The 22576-nt window shown below is 62.1% G+C and carries 23 protein-coding genes; 6 read left to right on the top strand and 17 right to left on the bottom strand.

The window, feature by feature from the left end; translation table 11 throughout:
* Nucleotides 1-98 precede the first annotated feature (98 nt).
* Both K5E80_RS15930 and K5E80_RS15935 read left to right on the top strand, forming a co-directional pair.
* Nucleotides 99-1523 carry an ABC transporter permease gene (locus tag K5E80_RS15930; RefSeq protein WP_246591016.1) on the top strand — a complete coding sequence of 475 codons (1425 nt, stop codon included), beginning with the start codon at nt 99-101 and terminating at the stop codon, nt 1521-1523.
* A gap of 100 nt (nt 1524-1623) precedes the next feature.
* Nucleotides 1624-3606 (top strand): dipeptide ABC transporter ATP-binding protein, encoded by a 1983-nt coding sequence (locus K5E80_RS15935; protein WP_220637082.1) that lies wholly within the window; start codon nt 1624-1626, stop codon nt 3604-3606.
* Between the two features lie 150 nt (nt 3607-3756).
* On the opposite strand, the gene K5E80_RS15940 is transcribed toward K5E80_RS15935, so the two are convergent.
* Together K5E80_RS15940 and gloB are read right to left on the bottom strand one after the other, a co-directional pair.
* Complete coding sequence (locus K5E80_RS15940; RefSeq protein ID WP_246591017.1) at nt 3757-5163, bottom strand: transglycosylase SLT domain-containing protein; 1407 nt, start codon at nt 5161-5163, stop codon at nt 3757-3759.
* 7 nt (nt 5164-5170) lie between these two features.
* Nucleotides 5171-5944, bottom strand: coding sequence for a hydroxyacylglutathione hydrolase (gene gloB, locus K5E80_RS15945; RefSeq protein WP_220637083.1), 774 nt, complete (start codon nt 5942-5944; stop codon nt 5171-5173).
* Between the two features lie 20 nt (nt 5945-5964).
* Here gloB and K5E80_RS15950 point away from each other — a divergent pair, with 20 nt between their 5' ends.
* The 3 genes from K5E80_RS15950 (at nt 5965) to dnaQ (ending at nt 8022) form a co-directional block, all read left to right on the top strand.
* On the top strand, nt 5965-6732 hold the full coding sequence (locus tag K5E80_RS15950) for a class I SAM-dependent methyltransferase (protein ID WP_220637084.1): 768 nt from the start codon (nt 5965-5967) through the stop codon (nt 6730-6732).
* 124 nt (nt 6733-6856) lie between these two features.
* Complete coding sequence (gene rnhA, locus K5E80_RS15955; RefSeq protein ID WP_220637085.1) at nt 6857-7318, top strand: ribonuclease HI; 462 nt, start codon at nt 6857-6859, stop codon at nt 7316-7318.
* Nucleotides 7315-8022, top strand: a complete 708-nt coding sequence (gene dnaQ / locus K5E80_RS15960; RefSeq protein WP_220637086.1) for a DNA polymerase III subunit epsilon — start codon at nt 7315-7317, stop codon at nt 8020-8022. Before rnhA ends, dnaQ begins: the two co-directional genes overlap by 4 nt.
* Nucleotides 8023-8116: 94 nt before the next feature.
* On the opposite strand, the gene K5E80_RS15965 is transcribed toward dnaQ, so the two are convergent.
* Nucleotides 8117-8965, bottom strand: a complete 849-nt coding sequence (locus tag K5E80_RS15965) for a 23S rRNA (adenine(2030)-N(6))-methyltransferase RlmJ (protein WP_220637087.1) — start codon at nt 8963-8965, stop codon at nt 8117-8119.
* A 41-nt stretch (nt 8966-9006) separates the two neighbouring features.
* Between K5E80_RS15965 and K5E80_RS15970 the strand changes: the two genes are divergently transcribed.
* Nucleotides 9007-9804 (top strand): pseudouridine synthase, encoded by a 798-nt coding sequence (locus K5E80_RS15970; RefSeq protein WP_246591018.1) that lies wholly within the window; start codon nt 9007-9009, stop codon nt 9802-9804.
* 30 nt (nt 9805-9834) lie between these two features.
* Here the strand turns inward: K5E80_RS15970 and K5E80_RS15975 are convergent, their stop codons facing one another.
* The 14 genes from K5E80_RS15975 to K5E80_RS16040 form a co-directional block, all read right to left on the bottom strand.
* Nucleotides 9835-10299 (bottom strand): Dps family protein, encoded by a 465-nt coding sequence (locus tag K5E80_RS15975; RefSeq protein WP_281420354.1) that lies wholly within the window; start codon nt 10297-10299, stop codon nt 9835-9837.
* 296 nt (nt 10300-10595) lie between these two features.
* Nucleotides 10596-12704, bottom strand: coding sequence for a TonB-dependent receptor family protein (locus K5E80_RS15980; RefSeq protein ID WP_220637090.1), 2109 nt, complete (start codon nt 12702-12704; stop codon nt 10596-10598).
* Between the two features lie 99 nt (nt 12705-12803).
* Nucleotides 12804-13223, bottom strand: coding sequence for an ExbD/TolR family protein (locus tag K5E80_RS15985; protein WP_220637091.1), 420 nt, complete (start codon nt 13221-13223; stop codon nt 12804-12806).
* 11 nt (nt 13224-13234) lie between these two features.
* The gene (locus tag K5E80_RS15990; protein ID WP_220637092.1) at nt 13235-14035 is read right to left on the bottom strand and encodes a MotA/TolQ/ExbB proton channel family protein; all 801 of its coding nucleotides are present in this window, start codon (nt 14033-14035) and stop codon (nt 13235-13237) included.
* Between the two features lies 1 nt (nt 14036).
* The gene (locus K5E80_RS16865) at nt 14037-14429 is read right to left on the bottom strand and encodes an energy transducer TonB (RefSeq protein ID WP_246591019.1); all 393 of its coding nucleotides are present in this window, start codon (nt 14427-14429) and stop codon (nt 14037-14039) included.
* Nucleotides 14430-14694: 265 nt separating this feature from the next.
* Nucleotides 14695-16185, bottom strand: coding sequence for a 4Fe-4S binding protein (locus K5E80_RS16000; RefSeq protein WP_246591020.1), 1491 nt, complete (start codon nt 16183-16185; stop codon nt 14695-14697).
* A gap of 16 nt (nt 16186-16201) precedes the next feature.
* Nucleotides 16202-17011: an FTR1 family iron permease gene (locus tag K5E80_RS16005; protein WP_220637094.1), complete on the bottom strand. Its 810-nt coding sequence runs from the start codon at nt 17009-17011 to the stop codon at nt 16202-16204.
* Between the two features lie 7 nt (nt 17012-17018).
* Nucleotides 17019-17453 (bottom strand): cupredoxin domain-containing protein, encoded by a 435-nt coding sequence (locus K5E80_RS16010; RefSeq protein ID WP_220637095.1) that lies wholly within the window; start codon nt 17451-17453, stop codon nt 17019-17021.
* Between the two features lie 2 nt (nt 17454-17455).
* A complete protein-coding gene (locus K5E80_RS16015) occupies nt 17456-18871 on the bottom strand; it encodes a carbohydrate porin (RefSeq protein ID WP_220637096.1) in 1416 nt (471 codons plus the stop codon).
* A 2-nt stretch (nt 18872-18873) separates the two neighbouring features.
* Nucleotides 18874-19422 carry an iron transporter gene (locus K5E80_RS16020; RefSeq protein WP_220637097.1) on the bottom strand — a complete coding sequence of 183 codons (549 nt, stop codon included), beginning with the start codon at nt 19420-19422 and terminating at the stop codon, nt 18874-18876.
* A 114-nt stretch (nt 19423-19536) separates the two neighbouring features.
* Nucleotides 19537-20019, bottom strand: a complete 483-nt coding sequence (gene bfr, locus K5E80_RS16025) for a bacterioferritin (protein ID WP_220637098.1) — start codon at nt 20017-20019, stop codon at nt 19537-19539.
* A 13-nt stretch (nt 20020-20032) separates the two neighbouring features.
* Nucleotides 20033-20242, bottom strand: a complete 210-nt coding sequence (locus K5E80_RS16030; RefSeq protein ID WP_220637099.1) for a bacterioferritin-associated ferredoxin — start codon at nt 20240-20242, stop codon at nt 20033-20035.
* Between the two features lie 9 nt (nt 20243-20251).
* A complete protein-coding gene (gene hemP, locus K5E80_RS16035) occupies nt 20252-20440 on the bottom strand; it encodes a hemin uptake protein HemP (RefSeq protein ID WP_220637100.1) in 189 nt (62 codons plus the stop codon).
* A 113-nt stretch (nt 20441-20553) separates the two neighbouring features.
* On the bottom strand, nt 20554-22452 hold the full coding sequence (locus K5E80_RS16040; RefSeq protein ID WP_220637101.1) for an ATP-binding cassette domain-containing protein: 1899 nt from the start codon (nt 22450-22452) through the stop codon (nt 20554-20556).
* Nucleotides 22453-22576 lie beyond the last annotated feature (124 nt).

The raw sequence follows: 22576 nt of genomic DNA on the forward strand, positions 1-22576 counted from the left end.
TTTCAGTCATTCCCGCGTAGGCGGGAATCCAGTGTCTTTCAGTGGAGGAAGTCGCTGGGTCCCCGCCTGCGCGGGGACGACGAGGAAAAGGGGCGCGCGTGCTCGGCATAAAACCCGTCCTGCTGGCTTCCGACGCGCTGCTGCTGGTGCTGCTGCTCGGCAGCGTTGCGCTGGCATGGTCCACCTGGCACAGCGAGCCCTTGCGCGCGGCATGGCGGCGTGTCGGCGGCAACCGCACCGGCATGGCGTCGGCCACGCTGCTGGCGCTGTTCGTCGTGGTCGGCCTGCTCGATTCGCTGCATTACCGGCCTGTATTACCCACCGTTAACGCCTCCGTTCGGGCTGAGCCTGTCCTGAGCAAAGCCGAAGGGCCTGTCGAAGCCCAATATTCGGTTGAGGTGCTCTCCGCGCTCGATGCCGTGCTGATGCCGCTGCGAACCAATACCGAGAAAACCTATTCCGCGCCGCTGGCGACGAACCTCTTTTCAATGGACGTCAGCGAGGACGGCATGACGCGCGTCTTCCCGCGTCTCAAGCATGGCGGCGCCGGCCTCGCAACGAGTCACATCAGCCATGGCCTGGATGTTGCGCAGCGCGTGTTGAAGGGGGCCACGCTGGGGGGTGGGGCCTGGTTCGCGATCTGGGCCGCGATCTGGTTGTGGCGCAGGCGACCAAAGGAAGTGCCCGTGGTAAATGATCGTGCGGCAGTGATGGGCCGTCTGCGACCCGTGCTTGGCGTGCTGCTGGCAGTGGCGCTCTGCGGCGGCATCGTGGCCGAACTGGCAGGCGGCTATCACGTGCTCGGTACCGACAAGGTGGGGCAGGACGTGCTTTACCTTTCGCTGAAGAGCATTCGCACCGGCCTCCTGCTCGGTACGCTGACCACGCTCATCATGCTGCCGGCGGCGGTGCTGCTCGGCATCCTCGCCGGTTACGTCGGCGGCTGGGTCGACGATGCGATCCAGTATCTCTACACCACGTTGAATTCGATTCCCGATGTGCTGCTCATTGCGGCCGCGATATTGATGATGCAGGTTTTCATCGATACGCATCCGGGCTGGTTTTCCTCGGCGGCGGAACGCGCCGATGCGCGCCTGCTGGCGCTCTGCATCATCATGGGCGTCACCAGCTGGACCGGGCTGTGTCGCCTGCTGCGCGGCGAGACATTGAAGCTGCGCGAGCTGGAATACGTCCAGGCTGCGCAGGCGTTTGGGATATCGCGCCTGACCGTGATGCTGCGCCACATCCTGCCCAACCTGGCGCATATCGTGCTCATCACCATGGTGATGGATTTCTCGCGCCTGGTGCTGGCCGAGGCGGTGCTGTCCTATGTCGGCGTCGGCGTCGATCCCTCCACCATCAGCTTCGGCACCATGATCGATGCCGCGCGCATGGAACTGGCGCGCGAACCGATGGTGTGGTGGTCGCTGGCCGCAGCCTTCTCTTTCATGTTTGCGCTGGTGCTGGCGGCGAATCTGTTTGCGGATGCGGTGCGCGATGCGTTCGATCCTAAAAATATCTGAGGTTCAAGGTGCAAGTTGCAAGATACAAGTTAACCTTGCCCCTTGCCCCTTGCCCCTTGCCCCTTGCCCCTTGCCCCCTTGAACCTTGAAACCTGAATCCATGCTTTCAGTACGCAATCTCTCGGTAAAACTGGGACGAGGCCGTCCGGTCGATGGCGTTTCTTTCGATATCGCGGCCGGCGAGACCTTTGCGCTGCTTGGTGAATCGGGCTGCGGCAAGTCGATGACCGCACTGGCCCTGATGGGCCTGCTGCCCAACGTGGCGAGCATCGAACGCGGCAGTATCGAATTCGAGGGCAGGGAACTCACCCGGCTTGATGAGACCGCTATGCGCCGCCTGCGCGGCGGCGCTATGGGCATGATCTTCCAGGAGCCGGGGACCAGCCTCAACCCGGTTCTGACCATCGGCTACCAGATCGGCGAGTCGCTCGCCGTGCATCGCGATTTGCGCGGCGCCGCCGCGAAGAAACGCGCCATCGAGCTGCTCGATGCGGTAGGAATACCCGACGCGGCGCGGCGCCATGATGAATATCCGTTCCAGCTCTCCGGCGGCATGAAGCAGCGCGCCATGATTGCGATGGTATTGGCCGGAGAGCCGCGCCTGTTGATCGCCGACGAGCCGACCACGGCGCTCGATGTCACCATCCAGGCGCAGGTACTGGACCTGCTGGCTTCGTTGCAGCGCCGCAGCGGCAACAGCGGCGGCATGGGCCTGCTGCTGATCACCCACGACCTCGGTGTCGTTTCGCGCGTGGCCGATCGCATCGGCGTGATGTATGCCGGCCAGCTGGTGGAAGTGGCGAGTCGTGAGAAATTCTTTTCCAGTCCTGCGCATCCCTATTCGCGCGCGCTGTTCGCGGCGGTGCCGGATGCCAATGCGCGCGGCGGGCCGCTGGCGACGATTCCCGGCCGCGTGCCGCCATTGGAATCCGTTTTCAGCGGCTGCCGTTTCGCCGATCGCTGCGATTATGTGAAGGAACTGTGCCGCGGCCGGGAACCGCCGCTCGCGCCGCTGGGCGAAGGCCGCTACGTGCGCTGCTATTTTCCGGTGCGGGGCGAACTGCGGGAGCATGCCACGCAGGATGTTTCAGCCGTTCGTGCTGAGCTTGTCGATGCGCAGGAGGCATTGCTCGATGTTACCGGCCTCAAGGTGCATTTCCCGATTCGAAAGGGCGTGCTGCAACGCGTGGCGGGCCATGTGCGCGCCGTCGATGGTGTGTCGCTGCGCCTGGCACCGGGCAAAACGCTGGCGCTGGTGGGCGAGTCCGGTTGCGGCAAGACCACCGCCGGCAAGGCCATTCTCCAGCTCATCAAGGCGGACGAAGGTTCGGTGAAGTTGTCCGGTACGGAGTTGACGCAGTTGACAGCAAGGCAGTTGCGGCCACTACGCGCCGCAATGCAAATGGTATTTCAGGATCCGTTTGCCTCGCTCAATCCGCGCATGCGCGTCGGCGCCATTGTCGCCGAGGGCATGCGGGCGTTGCAGAAACAGGACAACCATGAGCAGCGTGTCGGCGAACTGCTGCAACAGGTGGGACTCGCGCCCGAGATGGCGGATCGCTATCCGCACGAATTTTCCGGCGGACAGCGCCAGCGTATCGCGATTGCGCGCGCCCTCGCGGTGAATCCGCAACTGCTGATTTGCGACGAACCGACCAGCGCGCTCGACGTTTCGGTGCAGGCGCAGATACTCAATCTGTTGAAGGAATTGCAGGCGACGCTGGGGCTGGCGTATTTGTTCATCACGCACAACATTGCAGTGGTCGATTATCTGGCGCAGGAAGTGGCGGTGATGTATCTCGGCCGGATTGTCGAACGCGGCACCACCGACGAGGTGCTGCGCGCGCCGAAGCACCCCTATACGCAGGCGCTGATCGTCGCCGTGCCGCGCATTACGATGGAGCGTGAAGGCGACAAGCAGGTGCCTGTAGCGCCGGGCGATATTCCCTCGCCGGCCAAGCCGCCATCCGGCTGTCATTTCCATCCGCGCTGCCCGCAGGCGATGGAGGTATGCAGATCAGCATATCCGGCAGCGACGACGCTCTCGCCGACGCGCGTCGTGCATTGTCATTTGTACGGGTAAACCCAAAAGTTTTTTAGTCACAGAGGACACAGAGAGGACCAAAAATACAAAAATATCCAGGAAATTGTGACTCGGCTGCTTTTAACATTCGGCACTGGACTTTGAAGGCTTTTTCCTTGTCTTTCTCTGTGAACTCTGTGTCCTCTTTGGCTATTTGCCTTTGATTTTTTTCTTTCTTGGAATCGGCTTCACCGGCCGTTTGCCGCTGACAGGTTTGCGCGCTTTCGCGGTTGCGGCTTTGTGCTTGCCGCGCTTCTTTGCCGCCCTTGGCGGATCGGCCGGCGTCTGCGGCAGGCTGGCGAGCAGATGGGCAATGCTGCTGCTGCCGACAGCGCTGGAATTCGGAATCAGGATGTTGAAGCCGGCCCCCACCCTGGTGCGGCGGGTAATGCCATTCAGTTGTTTGAGACGCGCCAGAGTGATGCCGCTCCTTGCCGCCACCTTGTCGAGTTTTTCACCTTTCTTGAGCTTGTAGGTTTTCCACAGGGAGAGCGGTTTGTCTTCGCTTTCATGCTGTTCCAGGTTGGCCTGGAATACCGCGACCTTGTCTACCGGCAGTACCAGCGGCGAGTCATTGCTGCCGGGCATGATGGGGTGGCTGTAGGCCGGGTTGAGCGCAATGAACTCGGTGAGCGGGATTTCGGCGAGCTGCGCTGCCGTGGCGACATCCATGGTCGCGGGTTTGACCACCGTGCCGAAGTAGGGCTGGTTCGAAATCGGGTCGATACTGATGCCGAACAGTTTCGGGTCGGCGATGATATTTTTCAACGCCTGCAGCTTTGGTACGTAATAGCGCGTCTCGCCGGGCATGGCCAGATTGACGTAATCGGTGGGCAGCCCGCGTGCCTTGTTCTTCGCCACCGCGCGTCCGACGGCGCCTTCACCCCAGTTGTACGAGGCCAGCGCCAGATGCCAGTCGCCATGCAATTCGTAGATGTATTGCAGGTAGTCGAGCGCGGCGTTGGTGGAGGCGATGATGTCGCGTCGCTCGTCGAAATACCAGTTCTGTTCAAGGCCGTAGTTTTTTCCGGTCGAGGGAATGAATTGCCAGATGCCGAGCGCACGTGCCGACGAGTAGGCGCGCGGATTGTAGGAGCTCTCCACCATCGGCAACAGCGCCAGTTCGGTGGGCATGCCGCGCTTTTCGAGTTCGCCGACGATGAAGTAGAGATAACGCCGGCTGCGTTGCAGCATCGTCTTCAACATGTCGGGTCGGTTCAGATACCAGGCCTGGCGGTCAGCCACCAGCGGGCTGTTGAGGTTGGGCATGGAAAAGCCGTTACGCATGCGTTGCCACAGGTCGTCGGCGGGAACGGTGAGGTCGATGGTGGCGATCTTCGGCGCATCGTCTTCGATCTGCTTGACGTCGCTATTTGCGGGGGTGATCGCTGTGGTGATCTGCGGATTTAGTTTCAGCGGATCTTCGACCAGCGTCTGGGCACCCGCTGTTGCGGTAATGACAATGGAAATCAGGAAGGCGGCGCCGAGGTGCGCAAATAACCGGGGAAGTCTGCCGTGCATGGCCGCGATGGTAGTGAAAGGCGTAGTGAGCGTCAATTTGGTTTCACAGTTGGTTACGCCACTCGCGCAGCGCGGCAAAGACCTCAACCGGCGTATTGATCTCATGGTTCAGCGCATGGCCGCAAAAGTTTCGCGCGGCTTCTTTCACTTCGGGGATTTCGCAGCGCAGGAATGGATTGGTATCGAGTTCGTCGCCGAGCAGCATGGGCACGGTAGGCTCGCCGGCGGCAATCGATCGCCGCAGCAACTCGGCGCGGTTCTGCAGCGTGGCACTGCCGGGTTCGACGGCGAGCGCAAAGGGCAGGTTGTTCTTCGCATATTCATGGGCGCAATATACCTGCGTCTCGCGCGGCAATGCCGCAATGCGTGTGAGCGATTGTGACATTTGCACCGGCGTGCCCTCGAACAGACGCCCGCAGCCGAGCACGAAGAGTGCGTCGCCGCAGAACAAAACCTTTGGGCGATAATAGGCAATGTGCCCCCGCGTATGGCCGCCGACATCCAGCACATCAAAATGCACGCCGATTCCCGGAACCTCGATAGTTTCACCGCCTTGCACGATGCGGGTGAGGCCGGGAATGTCTTCGTTTCCGGGGCCGAACGCGGGTATGTTGAAGCGTTCGGCGAGTTCGCTCAAGCCGCCAATGTGATCGCGATGATGGTGTGTGATCAGGACGGCGCACAGCCGGTCGCCGCTGACACGCAGATGTTCAAGCACCGGCGCGGCATCACCGGGATCGACCGCAACGGCATTGCCCTTGTGGCGCAGCAGCCAGATGTAGTTGTCGGCAAAGGCGCGCAGCCCGAGTATTTCCATAACGCCTTATCCTTGTCGTCATGACCACGACGATATTTGAAGACTGGCTGGCCACTCCGCAGGGACAATATGTCCTCAATTGGGAGATGGTCAAACACGATATGCTGCTGGCCGATGTGTTCGGCTTCAACGCGGTGCAGATCGGCATGCTGCGCCACGATTATCTGCGCAACAACCGCATGCCTTTTCGCTTCCGCTGCGACAGTATTATCGAACCGGAACCGCCCTGCGAAGTCTACACCGATATCCACCATCTTCCATTTTCGGCGCAAAGCGTCGACCTGATCCTGCTGCCGCATATATTGGAATTTGACAGCAATCCGCACCAGATATTGCGCGAAGTCGAACGCGTCCTGGTGCCCGAAGGCCAGGTGGTCATCACCGGCTTCAACCCCTACAGCCTGTGGGGCATGCGCCGCCATTTCGGCGCGGCGCGGAATGCCATGCCGTGGAATGGCCGCTACATCAGCGTGCCGCGTTTGCGCGACTGGTTCGCGCTGCTTGGGTTCGAGACGCGGGCCGGCGTTTTCGGCTGCTATGCGCCACCCTTGCGCCACGAAAAATGGTTGCGGCGCTGGGAATTCATCGAATATGCCGGTGACCGCTGGTGGCCATTCACCGGCGCCGTGTATGTGATCCAGGCCATCAAGCGCGTGCAAGGCATGCGCCTGATCATGCCGACGTGGGCCGACCGCCGTGCGCGCGCCAAGGCGACGGCGGCCGTGACGCAACAGATAACGCAAACGCGCATGTTCGCCAGCACCACGTCGGAGGATGAAAATGCGTAAAGGCAAATTGAACGCCCCCCACCCCATCCCCGCCCCAGGGCGGGGTTATCAGCCAGCTCGCTACGCTCGATATCACTATGAACGCTGTTTCCGCTTTTTCACGTTGAAGACAGGAAAACAATAAGTGGCAGAAAACCAGGCAGCGGAAACAGTGGAAATTTTTACCGATGGCGCATGCAGCGGCAATCCCGGCCCCGGTGGCTGGGGCGCGATTTTGCGCATGGGCGCGACGGAGAAGGAACTCTTCGGCGGGGCGCCCAACACCACCAACAATCGCATGGAACTCACGGCGGTGATCGAGGCCTTGCGTGCCCTGAAACGGCCGGTGGCGGCGCGCGTGCACACCGATTCGCAGTATGTGCAGAAGGGTATCAGCGAATGGATTCACGGCTGGAAGCGGCGCGGCTGGAAAACCGCCGCCAAACAGCCAGTGAAAAATGTCGATCTGTGGCAGGCCCTTGACTCTGAGGCCGCACGTCACGTAATCGAATGGCATTGGGTCAGGGGACATGCCGGGCATGTCGAAAACGAGCGTGTCGATGCACTGGCAAGGCGTGGCGTGGAACAGGCAAGAGGCAAAGGATGACCAGAAAGATTTTTCTCGACACGGAAACCACCGGCCTCGAACACCAACTCGGCGACCGCATCATCGAAGTGGCCTGCGTTGAAATGCGCGGTCGCAGGCTGACCGGCCGGCACTTCCACCGCTACATCAATCCGCAACGCGATATCGAAGCCGGCGCCCAGGCGGTGCACGGCCTGACCAGCGAGTTCCTCGCCGACAAACCCCTGTTCGCCGACATTGCCGACGAGCTGTGCGATTTCATTGAAGGCGCGGAATTGATCATCCATAACGCGTCATTCGATGTCGGCTTTCTCAACCACGAGTTCAGCCTGCTCGATCGCGAGCCGGTTAAGGAGCTGTGCGCGGAAATTATCGACACCTTGCGCATGGCGCGCGATCTGCGGCCGGGCAAGAAGAATTCGCTCGATGCGCTGTGCAACGAGTTCGGCGTCGACAACTCCGGTCGTCAGTTGCATGGCGCCCTGCTCGATGCGGAACTGCTGGCCGAGGTGTATCTGGCAATGACGCGCGGTCAGGACAGCCTGATGATGGAACTGGAGTTGCCGGAGAGCGGCACGTTCGGTGCTGCGGGGCAGGATCGCCCGCCCATGCAGGTGCTGCGCGCTTCAGCCGAGGAACTGGCCGATCACGCGCGGGTGCTGCAGGAGATCGACAAGGAATCGAAGGGCAAGTGCCTGTGGGCGGCGCTGGAGCAGAGTACGTAGAACACTGGCAACGTCATTCCCGCGCAGGCGGGGATCCAGTGTCTTTGGCTATCGACGAACGTCTCTGGGTTCCTGCCTGCGCGGTAATGACGTATCAGGAAGTTTCGAGTTTGAACGCAGCACTGTCGTCCTGCGCCAGTGCTTTCGTCAGCAGCGGCATCGTACTTTGCAGAATTTTTTTCAGTGTCCACGGCGGATTGACGATGAACAGGCCGCTGCCGTGCATGCCGAAGCCATCAGCCTGCGGGGCGCGAACCATGAGTGAGACGTTGAGCCAGTCCGGCGCGAGTTTTTTCAACTTTTCCGGCAACTGGCGCGCATCGCCGCGTTGCAGCAGCGGATACCAGATGGCATAGGTTCCGCCAGGGAAGCGGCTTAATGCTTCCTTCATTGTCGCCACGACGCGCAGATAATCGCGCTTGTCTTCATACGAGGGGTCGATTAGCATCAGGCCGCGCCGCGGCGGCGGCGGCAGCACCGACTTGATCTCGGCGAAGCCGTCGCCATGCGTGATCGCGGCGCGGCGGCCGGCCTCCTTGAAGTTGCCGCACAACAAACGGTAATCGGTGCTGTGCAGTTCGAACAGCCGCAAGCGGTCGTCCGGCCGCATCAATTGCAAGGCAATCAGCGGTGAACCGGGGTAGAGGCGCAATTTATTGTTGCTGTTGAACGTGCGCACCTGTTTGACATAATCGGCGATCTCTGGCGACAGATTGCACTGCTGATCGTTGTTCGGCCAGAGCCGCGTGATGCCCGTCTCGAACTCGGCGTTCTTTTTGGCGTGCACCGAATCGAGTTGATAGCAGCCGGCGCCGGCATGCGTATCGATGTACCAGTAGGGCTTGTCCTTCTGGTTGAAGTAACGCAGAAGCTGGACCAGTACGAAGTGCTTGAGCAGGTCGGCGTGGTTGCCGGCGTGAAAGGAGTGGCGGTAGCTGAGCATGCGACAACAGTAACATGCCCCACGCTGCCGTAAAATGCCACATGAGCAAATTTCGACGCGTTCCTGCCGCCGCAGGAAAACCGGCCGCCGCAGGCACAACAGCCGCCGCCCCACCTGAGGGCGTACGAGTTTCCAAGCTCATGGCCGAGCGCGGCCTGTGCTCGCGGCGCGAAGCCGACGGCTATATCGAGCAAGGTCTGGTCTTCGTCGATGGCGAACGGATCACCACGCTCGGTACGCGTGCCGCACCGGATGCGGTGATCACGCTGGACACTGGAGCGCGCGCGCAGCAGGCGAAGCGGGTGACCATTTTGCTGCACAAGCCGATGGGCTACGTGTCGGGACAGGCGGAGGACGGCTACACACCGGCTGCGGCCCTGATTTCGGCTACCTCGCAGGTGCCGGATGACAAGCAGCGCTTTCATCCTGCCTTCATGCGCGGCCTGGCGCCTGCAGGACGTTTGGATATCGACTCCACCGGCCTGCTGGTGCTGACGCAGGACGGGCGCATCGCGCGCCTGTTGATCGGCGACGAATCGGAGATCGAAAAGGAATATCTGGTGCGCGTTGCAGGGACGCTCAGCGCGCAGGGCCTGAAGCTGCTCAACCACGGCCTCAGTCTTGACGGCAAGCCATTGCGCCCGGCCAAGGTGTCCTGGGCCAACGAGGATCAATTGCGTTTCGTGCTGCGCGAAGGCAAGAAGCGCCAGATCCGCCGCATGTGCGAACTGGTTGGCCTGCGCGTGAATGGCTTGAAGCGCGTGCGCATCGGCCGCATTCCGCTCGGGGATCTGCCGGTGGGGCAGTGGCGGCTATTGCGCGAGAACGAGAAGTTCTAGCCCGTCACTGTCATTCCCTTGTCAGCAAGATCAGTCTTCCAGCAGGCTGCGCAACATCCAGGCGGTCTTTTCATGCACCTCGATGCGTTGCGTCAGCAGGTCGGCAGTGGGCTGGTCGCTTGCCTTGTCCACCAGCGGGAAAAGTTTGCGCGCCGTGCGTGCCGTGGCCTCCTGCGCGGCGACAAGGAGGCGCACCATGTCCAGCGCGCTGGGTACGCCCTCGATTTCCTTGACGCTCGCCAGCTTGACGAATTCCTTGTAAGTACCCGGGGCCGGGTGGCCTAGCGCGCGGATACGCTCGGCGATCAGGTCGAGTGCATTCCACTGCTCGGTGTATTGATCCATGAACATCAGGTGCAGGGTGTTGAACATGGGTCCCGTAACATTCCAATGAAAATTGTGGGTCATCAGATACAGCGTATAGCTGTCGGCCAACAGTCCCGATAGCCCTTGCGCGATTTTCAGGCGGTCATTTTCGGATAGGCCGATGTCGATTTTTGCGACTTTGTTTTGCTTCTTGCTTGTCATGGTGAGCTCCTGGCGAGTGAAGTGTTTTCGATCGCGAATGCGTTGCGGTGCGGATTTGCGTTTCAAGGATACTCCCGCCGGCTACGCCTTCCATGACAAATGTCAAAGTCGGACGACTGCCGGCGGGTTGTGCCTGCTTACACCATTTCCATATTTTTCGCCAACGCCGCACATTATTCAGGCGCCGAACCGCGGATCAGGTGATCGCAGGCAAGCACAACATGCCGGCAAACGTCCTGCTCGCGCCAATGGCGATACAAAAGTCAGAACTTGTAGCTCATGCCCGCCTCGAAGTTGCGCTCGGCGCCGGGGAAAATGCCATCCGGGTTGCGGCTGGCGATGCATTTCTTGTCCAGCAGATTGCGCACGGTGCCGAAAACGCTTAACTGCTTGTTCACTGCGTAATGCGCGTTCAGGTTCACGGTCGTGTAAGCCGGAATTTTGCCGCGACGTCCGTCGGCGCTTTCGGCTTCGGTGTTTTCCGGGTCGACGAACTGGCTGGAGACGTGATAGATGCCCAGACTGCTCTTGAGTCCGCCGGCCGTATGCTTCAGCGCCAGATTCGAGGTGAGTTTCGGCGCGTAGGGCAGGCGATTGCCATTGCGGTCGATGCCGGCGACCATTTTGGTGCTGTTGAATTTGGCGGTCGGCACCCAGGTGGCATTGGTATCCACCCCCCAGCCCGCGCCGAGGTCGTAGCCGATCGCGCCTTCGAGGCCCTGGTTCAGGGTTTTGCCGGCGTTGGTGACGGTTGCGCCGACGCCGCCCGATTCGGATTGCGGAATGATCTGATTGTCGAAATCCATGTGGAAGGCGGTGGCCTCGTAGCTCAGGCGATCAACCGCGCCGCGCACCCCGATTTCGAAGTTGGTCGAGCGCTCGGCATCCAGATTCTCGTCGACGCCGGCAGCGCTGATCGCGGTGGCGACCATCGCCGGCGAGAAGCCCTTGAACATACCGGCGAAGAGTTGCGCCTGCGGTGCAACCTGCCAGGTCGCGCCGATGCCCGGCATCACTTCCGTGTTGTCCGATTTGCCGTCTAGTCCGGTCAACTCACTCTTGCGCTCCTGGTCGTAGGTTTCGATGCGCAGGCCGGGCGTGATCGCGATGCGCTCGTTGACGAGGAAGCGGTTTTGACCGTAAAAGGCGATGCCGTTCGCCTTCTGGGTATCGTCGCTGGTCAGGTCGCCGGAGCGCGCGTTGGGATCTGTCTTCGAGCGAATCTTGGTGTTGTCCAGCTTGTCGCTGTGCAGGCGAATACCAATTTCCGCTTCGTTCTTGATGCCAAAGCCGTCGTAGGCGATGTGCAGGCGGCTGTCCAGGCCCATCATCTCGAAGGTGCGATTGTTGCCGTTCATGCAGTAGGCGCCACCGTCACAGGGAACGAAGGTCGTGCCATCGGCGCTGCGAGACTGCACCTCCCGACGCCAGTAATCGCGCGTCAACTCGCTCCAGTACAGCAAGGTATTGAGTTTCATCGAGTCGCCGATTTCGAGCTCATGGTTGAGATCGAACGAGGTGCGGTCGGTCAGGAACCAATCGTTCGGGGCCGGGTTCTTGGTCGGGTCGTTCTGGAATTCATTGGGACGCAAGCCGACATAGGAAGTATTGACCTCGTTGTCGTAGTAGGTGAACTTGGCGCTGAGCCATTGCTTGTCACCCAGCGCCATGCCGCCTTTGACTACCGCATCGGTCATGTCGAAGCCGTTGTGGCGGAAGCCGTCGCCCTGCGCGGTCACCAGGCTGATGCCGCCGATCGCCTCGCCCGACAATGCGGTGCCGCCCGCATCGAGGCCCAGCAACTGATAGCCGTGGGAGCCGGCCCTGGCGGTCACTTTGACGCCTTCTTCGGGATTCTTGGTCTTGTAGTTAATCACGCCGCCGATCGTCGTCGGTCCGTAGCGCAAGCCGGCCGCGCCTTTGAGCACCTCGATGCTCTGCATGCGTTCGATGCGCGGGCTGTAATAGGATTCGTTGGCGAGGAAAAGCCCTGGCGCGATTGGCACTCCGTCTTCAAGCACCAACACCTTTTGACTGCGGTTGGGATTCAAGCCGCGCATTCCGATGTTGGGGATGAAGCCGTAGCCCTCTTCCTCGCGGATCACGATGCCGGGAACCGATTTGAGCGCATCCTGGGTCGACACCGGCTGCGCAAGCGCCAACGCTTCCTTGTCGATGATTGCGACCGATCCAGGTTGCCTGGCGACGGACTGCTCGCCTTCGCCGATCACGTCGATGCGGGGTAACTCGATCTCGGTGGCGATTGCCTGAGTCGAAGCACCCAGCGCCAGCGCCAAAGCCAGGGCCAGTTTTGTTTTTGTCATGCGCTTGGTGTTGCCATGTTGCTGGAAGCTGCCGGTGGTGCGTTTCATTAAATGCTCCTTGCGTTGAATGAATTGGCTGGCTTGACGCAAGGCGTGCGACTGGCTGGCGGGTTGCGAATGGACAAACTGCGTCCTATGGGTGAAATGTCATCGCGTATCCGGTTCGGTGACGAATCCGATCTTGGTGACGCCTACTCGTGCGGCGGCGGACATGACTTCGGCGATGGTCTGGTATTGCGTGGTCCTGTCGGCACGCAGATGCAGTTCGGGCTTCGGCTGTTGTTGCGCAGCCTGTGCCAGGCGGGCGTTGAGCTCGGCGCGCGGGAGGGGGCCGCCATTCCAGAACAGCACGCCGGCCGCATCAATCGCCAGTTCTATTTTGTCGGGTTTGGTCTGGTTGGGCTGGCTGCTGGCCTGTGGCAGGTCTATCTTCACGGCATGCGTCAGCAGCGGCGCCGTGACCATGAAGATGATGAGCAGCACCAGCATCACGTCGATCAGCGGCACCATGTTGATATCGGCCAGCGGCTCGTTGTCGTCCGCGGCGTCGAGACTGGCGAAGGCCATGTTCGTGCTCCTTAGCGCAGCGTGAGGCCGGGGTGGGCGCCCGCGGGAACATCGGCGGCCAGCCCTTGCGCGCGCGCCAGGGCGATCACCCGTTCGCTGGTGGCGCGCGCGTCGGTGAGCATCGGTGAGCTCTTGATGCCGGTGGCGAGGAAGACGAGCACGTCGTAGGCGAACGAATTGAGCCGCGACAGCGTGTTGCGGTTGGCGCGGGCGAAGGCGTTGTAGGCGACGGCGGCCGGGATGGCCACGGCCAGGCCGATCGCGGTCATGATCAGCGCTTCGCCGACCGGACCGGCGACCTTGTCGAGTGTGCCTTGGCCGGACAGGCCAATGGCCAGCAGCGCGTGGTAGATGCCCCACACGGTGCCGAACAGGCCGACGAACGGCGCGGCCGACGCGACGGTGGCGAGGAAGGTCTGGCCGAATTCGAGATGGCTGCGATCTTCGTCGATGGCGCGCTTGAGGGCGCGGGTCAACAGATCGTCCGGTGCGCCGGCATGGATCAGGCGCGCCGTGCCGTCCTTCTGCCGGTTGTGCTGCTCGATGGCGGTGAAGCCGTGGTGCAGGAGGTGCGAGAAAGGTTCGGTGGTGCCGCTTTCGCGGATGCGCGTGGCCACCGCTTCGAGGTCGGACGCGTCCCAGAACGCGGTGAGGAAGGCATCGCTCTTCCGATGCATGCGAACGACCTGGATTCCCTTCGTGACGATCAGGTACCAGGTGCCGATCGAGGCGATCAGCAGCAGTCCGAGGACAAGGCGGGCGACGCCGTCGGCGTTGCTCAAAAAGTGGGCAAAGCCCATCGGGTTATCCATATCAACCTCGCAAATTAAAAACAATGGGGACCAATACCCAGGCGGCGACGGCTTCGTCGCCGCGCCGGGCGGGGGTGAACTTCCAACGCCGGACGGCGTCCTGCGCCGCCTGGTCGAGGCGCTCTGAAGCGCTGCTGGTCTTGATCTCGACCTGGCTTGGGCGGCCGCTCGGATCGACGAACACCCGCAGTACGACCTTGCCCTCCTCGCCCAAGCGCCGCGACAGGGATGGATAAGCAGGAGCCGGGTTTTGCAGATAGTCGGCGTCGAAGCGCGGCGCGCTGGGCGCGGGCGGTGCGGAGTCAGGAGCCATGGCCGTAGCTGTAGAGGCCGCTGCTGGGGCAGGTGCCGTCGCTGCCGGTACTGGTGCCGACTCGGCGGGGACTTCCGTCACGAAGGACAGCGGAGCCGATTGCGGTGCAGGCGGGGAGCGTCTTTGAGCCGGCCGGGGCGGGGGTGGCGTCCTTTCGGATTCGGGCTCGACTGCCGCCGATTTCGCGAGCAGGCTGACGGTGAGCACGGTGTGCGGCTGCGACGGCACTAATACGCCAGAGCGTGCCAGCAGCCAGAGCGCGCAAAGATGCAGGGCGACGACGGAGAAGAGTCCGGCGTTGGAATGGGAATGCCAATGGGAAGGCGTTGCCAGCATCGCCACATCCTTACCAGACGTGGAAAATCAGGATCCATGTAGCGGCGATGGCGGCCACGGCGGCTAGATAGACTGCTGCCCCCAGCGCCCGACGCGTGGCGCCGGTCTTGCCGGCAGCGGCGAGGCGAACACCGAGCCACGCGCTCCAGGCGACACCCGCCAGCAGCAGCATGTCCCGCGTCATGCCCACCCAGCCCAGCGGCACACCTTCTGCCCGCAGGTGGGTGACGGTCATCATCGACAGGCCGAGGAAAAGGCCGATGCCAGCCAACGGCGTCAGGCCCAGTGCAAGGGAGCGCCAGTCGCGGCGCGCCAGCCACGCTGCGAGCACGACCAGAAGCCAGATGCCACCGCCCAGCGCCAGGGTGACCGCGCCGATGTAAGCGAGGATGGCGGTGCCGTCGAGCCAGGTAAACACATCGCCAGCCTCGGGGTAATGAGTCAACAGCCACCACGGAGCGCTGTCGTCGAGGGGCCAGAGCATGTCCCGTTCGATCAGCCACGCGGCGGCAGCCTGCTTGAGTTGCACGAACCAGGGGCTGACGGTCCATTGGAAAGCGCCGATGGCCACGCCAAGGGTGCCGAAGATCAGCAACAGTGCCTCGGGCGTGGCCGGCTTGGCGGCGAGAATTTCGGCGTTGGGGGAGCGTGCTTCCAGCGCAACCGCGTCGTGATGGCCGCTGCAACGGCCGCAGGCGTGACATTGGGAGGCGCCCTGGAGATGCTTGACGTCGAGCAGCGGTGCGCAATCGACGGCGGCAGTACGCGCCGGGTGGGCGTTCCAGCGCTCGCGATCGACGCGAAAATGAACGGGTGCCAGACGCGCCAGCAGCGCGAAGACGCCGGAGACGGGGCACAGGTAGCGGCACCAGACCCGCTTGCCGCGGCCATATAGATAGCCCACGGCCACCGCCGCCACGGTGGAGCCGCCGAGAATCACCAGTACCGCTTTGGGATATTCATAGACGCTGACGAGCTGGCCATAGACCGTCGTCATCGCGAAAGCGGCCACGGGCCAGCCGCTCCAGCGCACCCAGCGCGGAATACGTCCGCCGCGACCATGCCTGCTGGCAAACTCGGTCAGCGCACCCTCGGGGCATAGCACGCCGCACCAGACGCGGCCCATGAGCAGCATCGACGCGATGACGAAGGGCCACCAGATGCCCCAGAAGGCGAATTGGGCGAAGAGCACGAGCTTGTCGTGCCATGGAACCAGGGTCGGCGCCTTCTCTTGCAGGACCGGCGCGCCCGAAGTCGGAGACTGGCTCGGATCGATGGAAGCGGCGGTGCCGACCTCGCCTGAGAACAGTCGCGATTCCGGCTGGGGCAGCGGTAGAGAAGCCGGCAGCGCCACCAGCACCACGTAGAAAATCACGATCACCCATTGGATGGCGAGGAGGATGCGTCGATTGTGCCCCATCCAGTCACCCAGCCGGGCCAGGCGATTGCGGCCATGGTGACGAATCGGGGGAACGAATTTGAGACTGTGTGTATTTTCCACGGCATTTTCCATTGAATCAGCGGGCCTCGGTTGAACTGCGGCCGAGGCGCCACAGGGCAAAGCTCCAGAATGCCAGGCTGGCCAGCAGCAGCATGCCGGCCGGTCGTGCCCGGTAGCCGACGAAATCGGCGAGGAAGCGACCCAGGCCCTGGCCGTCGCCGAGCAGGGACGAGGCATCCCAGACCGGATCGAGCAGCGGCGGCAGCCATTCCATGGCGATCATGCGGTCGATGCCGTTGGCGAGCAGCGCATTGGCGATCAGCAGCAGCAGGATTTCGCTGACGCGGAACACGGTGCGGAAGTTGAGATAGCGTGCGCCGCGGGCGACCAGCCAACTCGTGGCCGCTGCCAGCAGGAAGCCGGCGAGGGCCGCGCCAAGCAATCCGGCCAGCGTGCCGCCGGCGTTTTCCAGGCCGAGGCCGTAGAGGAACACCACGGTTTCGGCGCCCTCGCGTGCCACGGCCAGCGAGGTGATGGCGGCGATGCCGACGGCCCCGGAACTGACGGCGGCCTGTTCTTCAAGTTCGCGCTTCATGTGGCGGCCGTGACGGTGCATCCACAGCACCATCTGCAGGATCAGGCCGGCGGCGACCAGCACCATCGCCAGTTGGAAACGCTCCAGCGCCTCGCCGGCGAACTGGCTCTGGACGGCGAAGGTGGCGAAGCCGAGGCCGAGCGCCAGCGCCACGCCGCAGGTCGCGCCTGCCCACAGCCCGCGTCTCAGGAGAACGGGTTCCGGCTGCCGTGCAATCCAGGCCAGCAGCACACCGATCACCAGCATGGCTTCGAGGCTTTCGCGCCAGACAATGACAAGAGTATTAAGCATACTGGATCTACCTCGCAATGAGTTGCATTGAGCCGGTTCCCCGATGGAACTCGTCGATGAATGTGTAGGTGCCGGGCTTCAGCGGTGGTATGACAACGAAGGAAGTGCCGCCGGGAGCGAGCACTTTCTCGACCCGCATGTCGAGATTCTCGAACTCGATCGGTCCGGGCCCTTCGTTCTGGATGATGAGTTTAATGCGCTTGCCGGCGGGGACTTCGATGCGCTCGGGCGACAGCCGACCGCCCTTGGCAACGACGTGAAAAGTCGGCAACTCGCTGGCCTGGGCATGGCTGTCCGTCGCCCAGCCGAGACCGAACCAGAGCAGGGCGACGAACAGCAGATGGGGCAACAAGCGGCCCCATGCCCTCGACGGGCCGCCCCAGGAGCGCATGCACCCCGCCGTGGCAGGCAGTGAGCCGATTTTGCGAGCGTGGCGGGACATTTCTAGAACTCAACCTTGGCGCGCACGCCGCTGACGCGGATCGCATCCGCACTGTTGTTACCGCCGGGATCACGAATCCATTGCAAATTCGGCGTTAACTCAATTGCATCGTTGAGCTTGAAGCGGTAGTAAACCTCGGTCTGCTTCTCGCTGCCGTTCGCGGCGTAACCATAATCCGCCACGCTGTCGCCATCCGCGTCCGCCGTGAGCGAATCGCGGCGGAAATCATTGCTGGTGCGCAGCTTGCCGAAGGCCAGTCCGATGGAATCGGCCGAGCGGCCCCAGCGTGTGCCTTCCAGTTCCGCGCCTGCGGTGATGGCACGGTCGAACAGCACATGGCCCGCGGTGTGATGGCCATAGCGGCCGAACAGCGTCAGATCGTCGAGCACTTTCTGGTCGGCGGAAATGCCCCATCCGGTATTGCGCCGCTGTATGCCATCATAATTTCTCGCCCGGCTGTTGGTCCAGGCATAGGCGCGCCAGGTGCCGGGCAGGAAGTTGAGGCGCGTATTCATTTCCGCTTGCCCGATGACGAGCGAGGCGCGGGTCGAACCGGAGAAATTGGCCCCCGTATCAGGGACGAAGGCGCCGAGCGACAGCGCCCATTCGCCGCCCTTTTGGGCGCTGTTCTCATACTTGGCGAGCGCGCCCGGCTGGAAGCCATGGGCGTCCGCGCCGATATCGCCGCCCGAGTCGAGCAGGGGGTTATGCACGAATACGTTGTTCAGGAACTTCGTTGATTCGTCGTCGGCCGCGCTGTTCTGGTCGAAGAAGACGAAAGGATCGATCTTGCCGACAGTGAAGCTCAGGTGCTCGCGTGCGTCCTCTTTCCTGACACCGTAATTCAGCGGCATCCTGAGCTGGTACCAGGCCTGGGCGAGGATGGCGAAGGAATCGTCCGGTCCGGCGGCGGTCTCGAAGGCCGTGGTGTTCGGCGTGCTGGTGTAGGTCGGCCGCAGCCCGACGCCATTGCCCTGGCCGAGACGGAAGTGGGTGAAGAACTTGCCCTCGTTGTTGCCTATCGAACCCAGCGGCAGGCTGAAGGTCACATCACCGCGATAGTTGTAGCGCGATTCGTCCTGGCCGCTTGCCGTGCCATGCGCGCCGATGCTCTGACCGACAGCGGTCAGGCTGCCCTCGACCTTGACGCCGTCGAGCGCCTCGCCCAGTTTGGTGGCCGGCCCCTTGATGGCATCCACCTCCACTTCGACGGCCTTGACGCGCGTGGCAAGCTCGGGTTCATTTTCGGAAAGCCGCTCGCTGGCAAGCGCCTTTTCCATTTCCCTGTTCTGTTTTTCCAGCGCCTCGACGCGGTCGGCCAGCCGCCTCAATTCGGCCATCAGCGCCGTATTGTCGTCGGCCATCACCGGCGCGGCCAGGCCCGCCACCACGAGGACGGCGATCAATTTCGTGCGCATGCTCAGTATCCGCCCTTCTTGCCGATGCCGGCGTAGACGAATTCCCATTCGGCTTCCACCAGCTTGAACCAGGGGTGCACGCCGGTGGCACGGTCGGTATGGCGGCCGAAATGGTTGCCGTGCGTATTTTCCTTGGCGCTGGGCGGGTAGATGATGAATTTGACTTTGTACTTGCCCGGCCCCTTCAGCTTGACGTTGTCGCCGTAGTGCGGGCCATCACTGGCGACCATCGGCATCATCTCGCCCTGGATGACTTCGTTCATACCGATCTTGGACAATTCATATTTGATGAACAGGTAAGGCACCCAGAAACCTTCCGGGATGCCATTGGCGTTGTTGCCGAGCGCATGGATATCGGCTTCGAGATGGATGTCGGACTCGGCGGCCTTCCTCATGTGGCCGTCCGGCTCCATGTCGATGGCATGGAGATAGACGGCGGCGACTTCCATGCCGGCGAGGTTTTGGGGTGTTCCGATGGGATATTCGAGGGCGGCGGCGGTTAGCGAAAGGCCGGCACCGAGAACGAGAAACAGCGAACGAAGAAAACGCATGGCAAACCTCCAAAGGTTGAGTGAAAAACGTCTTTGGCTGGCTTGCCGCGCGTCCGGCCGCGACTGGCTGGCTGAATGAAAAGGGGCGGATGGATGCGCCCCGGCGCAGCGGGGTCAGGAGCCGGAAGCGCCCCCCATCGCCGATTGCAGATAGTTCTGCAGGCCGACTTTTTCGATCAGTTCCAACTGGGTTTCGAGATAGTCGATGTGTTCCTCGGTGTCCTCGAGAATGTCATCCAGAATTTCGCGCGAGACATAATCCTTGACCGACTCGCAATAGGCGATGGCAGCCTTGGTGTCGGCGTGGGCGCCCTGTTCCAGCTTGAGGTCGCCGGCGATGCATTCGGGCACGGTCTCGCCGATCAGGAGCTTGTTCAGCGCCTGCAGGTTGGGCAGCCCTTCAAGGAAAAGCACGCGCTCGATCAGCTTGTCGGCATGGTGCATTTCCTCGATCGACTCCTCGTATTCGTGCTTGCCGAGCGCCTCGAAGCCCCAGTTCTTGTACATGCGCGCATGCAGGAAGTACTGGTTGATCGCGGTGAGTTCATTGACGAGACACTTGTTCAACAGCTGGATGACCTTCTTGTCGCCTTTCATTTTTTTCTCCGTGTCAGGCTGCTGCGAACTGCATCATGGCGGCAGCGTGGATGGGTCGGGGCTGAAGAGAATCATTCAGAACCTTGCGGGCGCAACCCGTGCAGCGCCCGCAACAGGCGCCAACCCCAAGTTGCTCGCGCAGTTCCCGCAGGCTGCCGCAGCCTTCAGCTACCGCGCTACCGATATCTCGTTCAGTGACGGCGTTGCAGATGCACACGTACATAGTAGGCCCTTACTTGGTCAGGATCAAACGGTTCTGGCGGGTCAAACGCAGCCGATAAAGCTCGGCGCCATGGGTGATGACGACTTCGTTGCCGCCAGCGAACAGTGCATTACTCTCCAGCATCGGCCCATCGGAATGCCTGCCTTGCGCCTGGTTTGGCTGCGGCCGTATTTCGCGGCGAATCGGTGAGTTTTTCATCGGATCGGATCCGTGTAGATGAGAACAGTTCTTATCTTACATGAGAATAATTCTCAAATGCAAGCGTTTTTGGCGTGGCGCCTCAATAACCCGCGCTTGCGGACCTCAAATCGCTAGGCAGTGCGGCCTTCCAGGCTTTCCCAGCGTTCCAGCAGCGTCATCAACTCGTTGTCGATGGCTTCCAACCGCGCGGCGATCTTCTGGCCATCACCGCCGGCCGCATGTACTGCCGGGTCTTCGAGGCGCGCGCTGAGTGTGCCCTGTTCCGCCTCCAATGCAGCGATGCGGCCGGGCAGCGCTTCGAGTTCGCGCTGTTCCTTCCAGGACAGTTTGCTGTTCTTTGCGATTGCCGCAGCCTGCTTTTGACTTTGCCTGGATGCGCCGGCAGCTTCTTTCGTTTCGGTACGCCTGTCGCTCTGGCAGCGCAGCCAATCGGCATAGCCGCCGGCATATTCCTTCCATCTGCCATTGCCTTCCGAGGCGATGGTCTGCGTCACCACGTTATCGAGAAAGGTACGGTCGTGGCTGACCAGAAACAGCGTGCCGTCGTAGTCCTGCAACAGTTGTTCGAGCAGTTCGAGCGTCTCGATGTCGAGATCGTTGGTCGGCTCGTCGAGCACCAGCACGTTGGCCGGGCGCGCGAACAGCCGCGCCAGCAGCAGGCGGTTGCGTTCGCCGCCGGAGAGCGACTTCACCGGCGAACGCGCGCGTTCCGGCGCGAACAGGAAGTCTTCGAGATAACCGATGACGTGTTTGCGCTGATTGCCGATTTCAACATAGTCGGAGCCGGGTGAAATGACGTCGACCAGTCTCGCTTCCGGGTCGAGCGCGGCGCGGAACTGGTCGAAGTAAGCAACCTCGATCTTGCTGCCGAGCCTTACCGTGCCGCTGTCGGCTTCGAGTTCGCCGAGGATCAGCCGCAGCAATGTCGTCTTGCCCGCGCCGTTGGGGCCGATGACGCCGATCTTGTCGCCGCGCAGGATGCGCGTGGTGAAATCGCGCACGATCACCTTGTCGCCGAATGACTTGTTGACGTTCTTCAGTTCGGCCACCAGCTTGCCGCTCTTGTCGCCGGCATCGAGCGCGAGCCGCGCGGCACCAAGTTTGTCGCGTCGTTCGGCGCGCTGGGCACGCAACGCTTCGAGGCGACGGATGCGGCCTTCGGCGCGCGTGCGCCGTGCCTCCACGCCTTTGCGAATCCACACTTCTTCCTGCGCCAGCAGGCGGTCGGCCTTGCGGTTCTGGATCGCCTCGTCCTGCAGCATCTGCGCCTTGCGCGCCTGGTATGCGGCGAAGGAACCGGGAAAACTGGCCAGATTGCCGCGGTCGAGTTCGACGATGCGCGTCGCCAGCCGGTCGAGAAAACGCCGGTCGTGGGTGACGAACAGCAGGCTGATGCCGGAGCCGAGCAACATCTCTTCTAGCCATTCGATGGCGCCGACGTCGAGGTGATTGGTCGGTTCGTCGAGCAGCAGCGCTTCGGGTTCGGAAGCCAGCGCTTGGGCCAGGGCGAGACGTTTTTTCTGCCCGCCGGAAAGTGTGCCGACCTTCGCCTCAGGATCAAGGCTGAAACGCTGGATCGCGCGCTCGGCCTGGTTCGCCGCCGACCAGGCGCCGACGACTTCAAGTTCGTGTTGCAGATGATTGAGTTTCGCCAGCAGTGCGTCGTGGTCGCTGTCCACAATAGTGAGTTGATGCGAGACCTCGTGCCACTCGGCGAGCAGACGGCTGGCAGAACCCATGCCGGTGACAACCGCTTCGAATACCGTCTGAGCAGCATCGAATCCCGGTTCCTGCGGCACATAGGCCAGCTTGAGTCCCGGCTGGCGCCATGACTCTCCGTCATCCAGCGCACCCGTGCCGGCCAGCGCACGCAATAGTGAGGATTTTCCGCTGCCGTTGCGCCCGATCAGCGCGACGCGCTCACCGGCATCGAGCAGGAAATCGGCATGGTCAAGCAGCGGCACATGGCCGTAGGCGATACAGGCGTTGCTGAGACGGAGCAGGGGCATGGGGCAGGAATGGATTCGGGGCGGAGGATTATCGCATTGCTCAGTGCGGGTAGCCGTTGAAAAGGCGAGCGCCATTTGCTCTGTCCGATGTGCCAAAAACGCTCGTATTCAGTTTCTTCCGGGG

Source organism: Georgfuchsia toluolica, from assembly GCF_907163265.1.
GTDB classification, from domain to species: domain Bacteria; phylum Pseudomonadota; class Gammaproteobacteria; order Burkholderiales; family Rhodocyclaceae; genus Georgfuchsia; species Georgfuchsia toluolica.

Excerpts from the sequence above, each read along its gene's own strand:
- K5E80_RS15935 (WP_220637082.1), top strand. The coding sequence starts at position 1,624 with ATGCTTTCAGTACGCAATCTCTCGGTAAAACTGGGACGAGGCCGTCCG.
- gloB (WP_220637083.1), bottom strand. The coding sequence starts at position 5,944 with ATGGAAATACTCGGGCTGCGCGCCTTTGCCGACAACTACATCTGGCTG.
- K5E80_RS15950 (WP_220637084.1), top strand. The coding sequence starts at position 5,965 with ATGACCACGACGATATTTGAAGACTGGCTGGCCACTCCGCAGGGACAA.
- dnaQ (WP_220637086.1), top strand. The coding sequence starts at position 7,315 with ATGACCAGAAAGATTTTTCTCGACACGGAAACCACCGGCCTCGAACAC.
- K5E80_RS15965 (WP_220637087.1), bottom strand. The coding sequence starts at position 8,965 with ATGCTCAGCTACCGCCACTCCTTTCACGCCGGCAACCACGCCGACCTG.
- K5E80_RS15970 (WP_246591018.1), top strand. The coding sequence starts at position 9,007 with ATGAGCAAATTTCGACGCGTTCCTGCCGCCGCAGGAAAACCGGCCGCC.
- K5E80_RS15980 (WP_220637090.1), bottom strand. The coding sequence starts at position 12,704 with ATGAAACGCACCACCGGCAGCTTCCAGCAACATGGCAACACCAAGCGC.
- K5E80_RS15985 (WP_220637091.1), bottom strand. The coding sequence starts at position 13,223 with ATGGCCTTCGCCAGTCTCGACGCCGCGGACGACAACGAGCCGCTGGCC.
- K5E80_RS15990 (WP_220637092.1), bottom strand. The coding sequence starts at position 14,035 with ATGGATAACCCGATGGGCTTTGCCCACTTTTTGAGCAACGCCGACGGC.
- K5E80_RS16005 (WP_220637094.1), bottom strand. The coding sequence starts at position 17,011 with ATGCTTAATACTCTTGTCATTGTCTGGCGCGAAAGCCTCGAAGCCATG.
- K5E80_RS16010 (WP_220637095.1), bottom strand. The coding sequence starts at position 17,453 with ATGTCCCGCCACGCTCGCAAAATCGGCTCACTGCCTGCCACGGCGGGG.
- K5E80_RS16015 (WP_220637096.1), bottom strand. The coding sequence starts at position 18,871 with ATGCGCACGAAATTGATCGCCGTCCTCGTGGTGGCGGGCCTGGCCGCG.
- K5E80_RS16020 (WP_220637097.1), bottom strand. The coding sequence starts at position 19,422 with ATGCGTTTTCTTCGTTCGCTGTTTCTCGTTCTCGGTGCCGGCCTTTCG.
- bfr (WP_220637098.1), bottom strand. The coding sequence starts at position 20,019 with ATGAAAGGCGACAAGAAGGTCATCCAGCTGTTGAACAAGTGTCTCGTC.
- K5E80_RS16030 (WP_220637099.1), bottom strand. The coding sequence starts at position 20,242 with ATGTACGTGTGCATCTGCAACGCCGTCACTGAACGAGATATCGGTAGC.
- hemP (WP_220637100.1), bottom strand. The coding sequence starts at position 20,440 with ATGAAAAACTCACCGATTCGCCGCGAAATACGGCCGCAGCCAAACCAG.
- K5E80_RS16040 (WP_220637101.1), bottom strand. The coding sequence starts at position 22,452 with ATGCCCCTGCTCCGTCTCAGCAACGCCTGTATCGCCTACGGCCATGTG.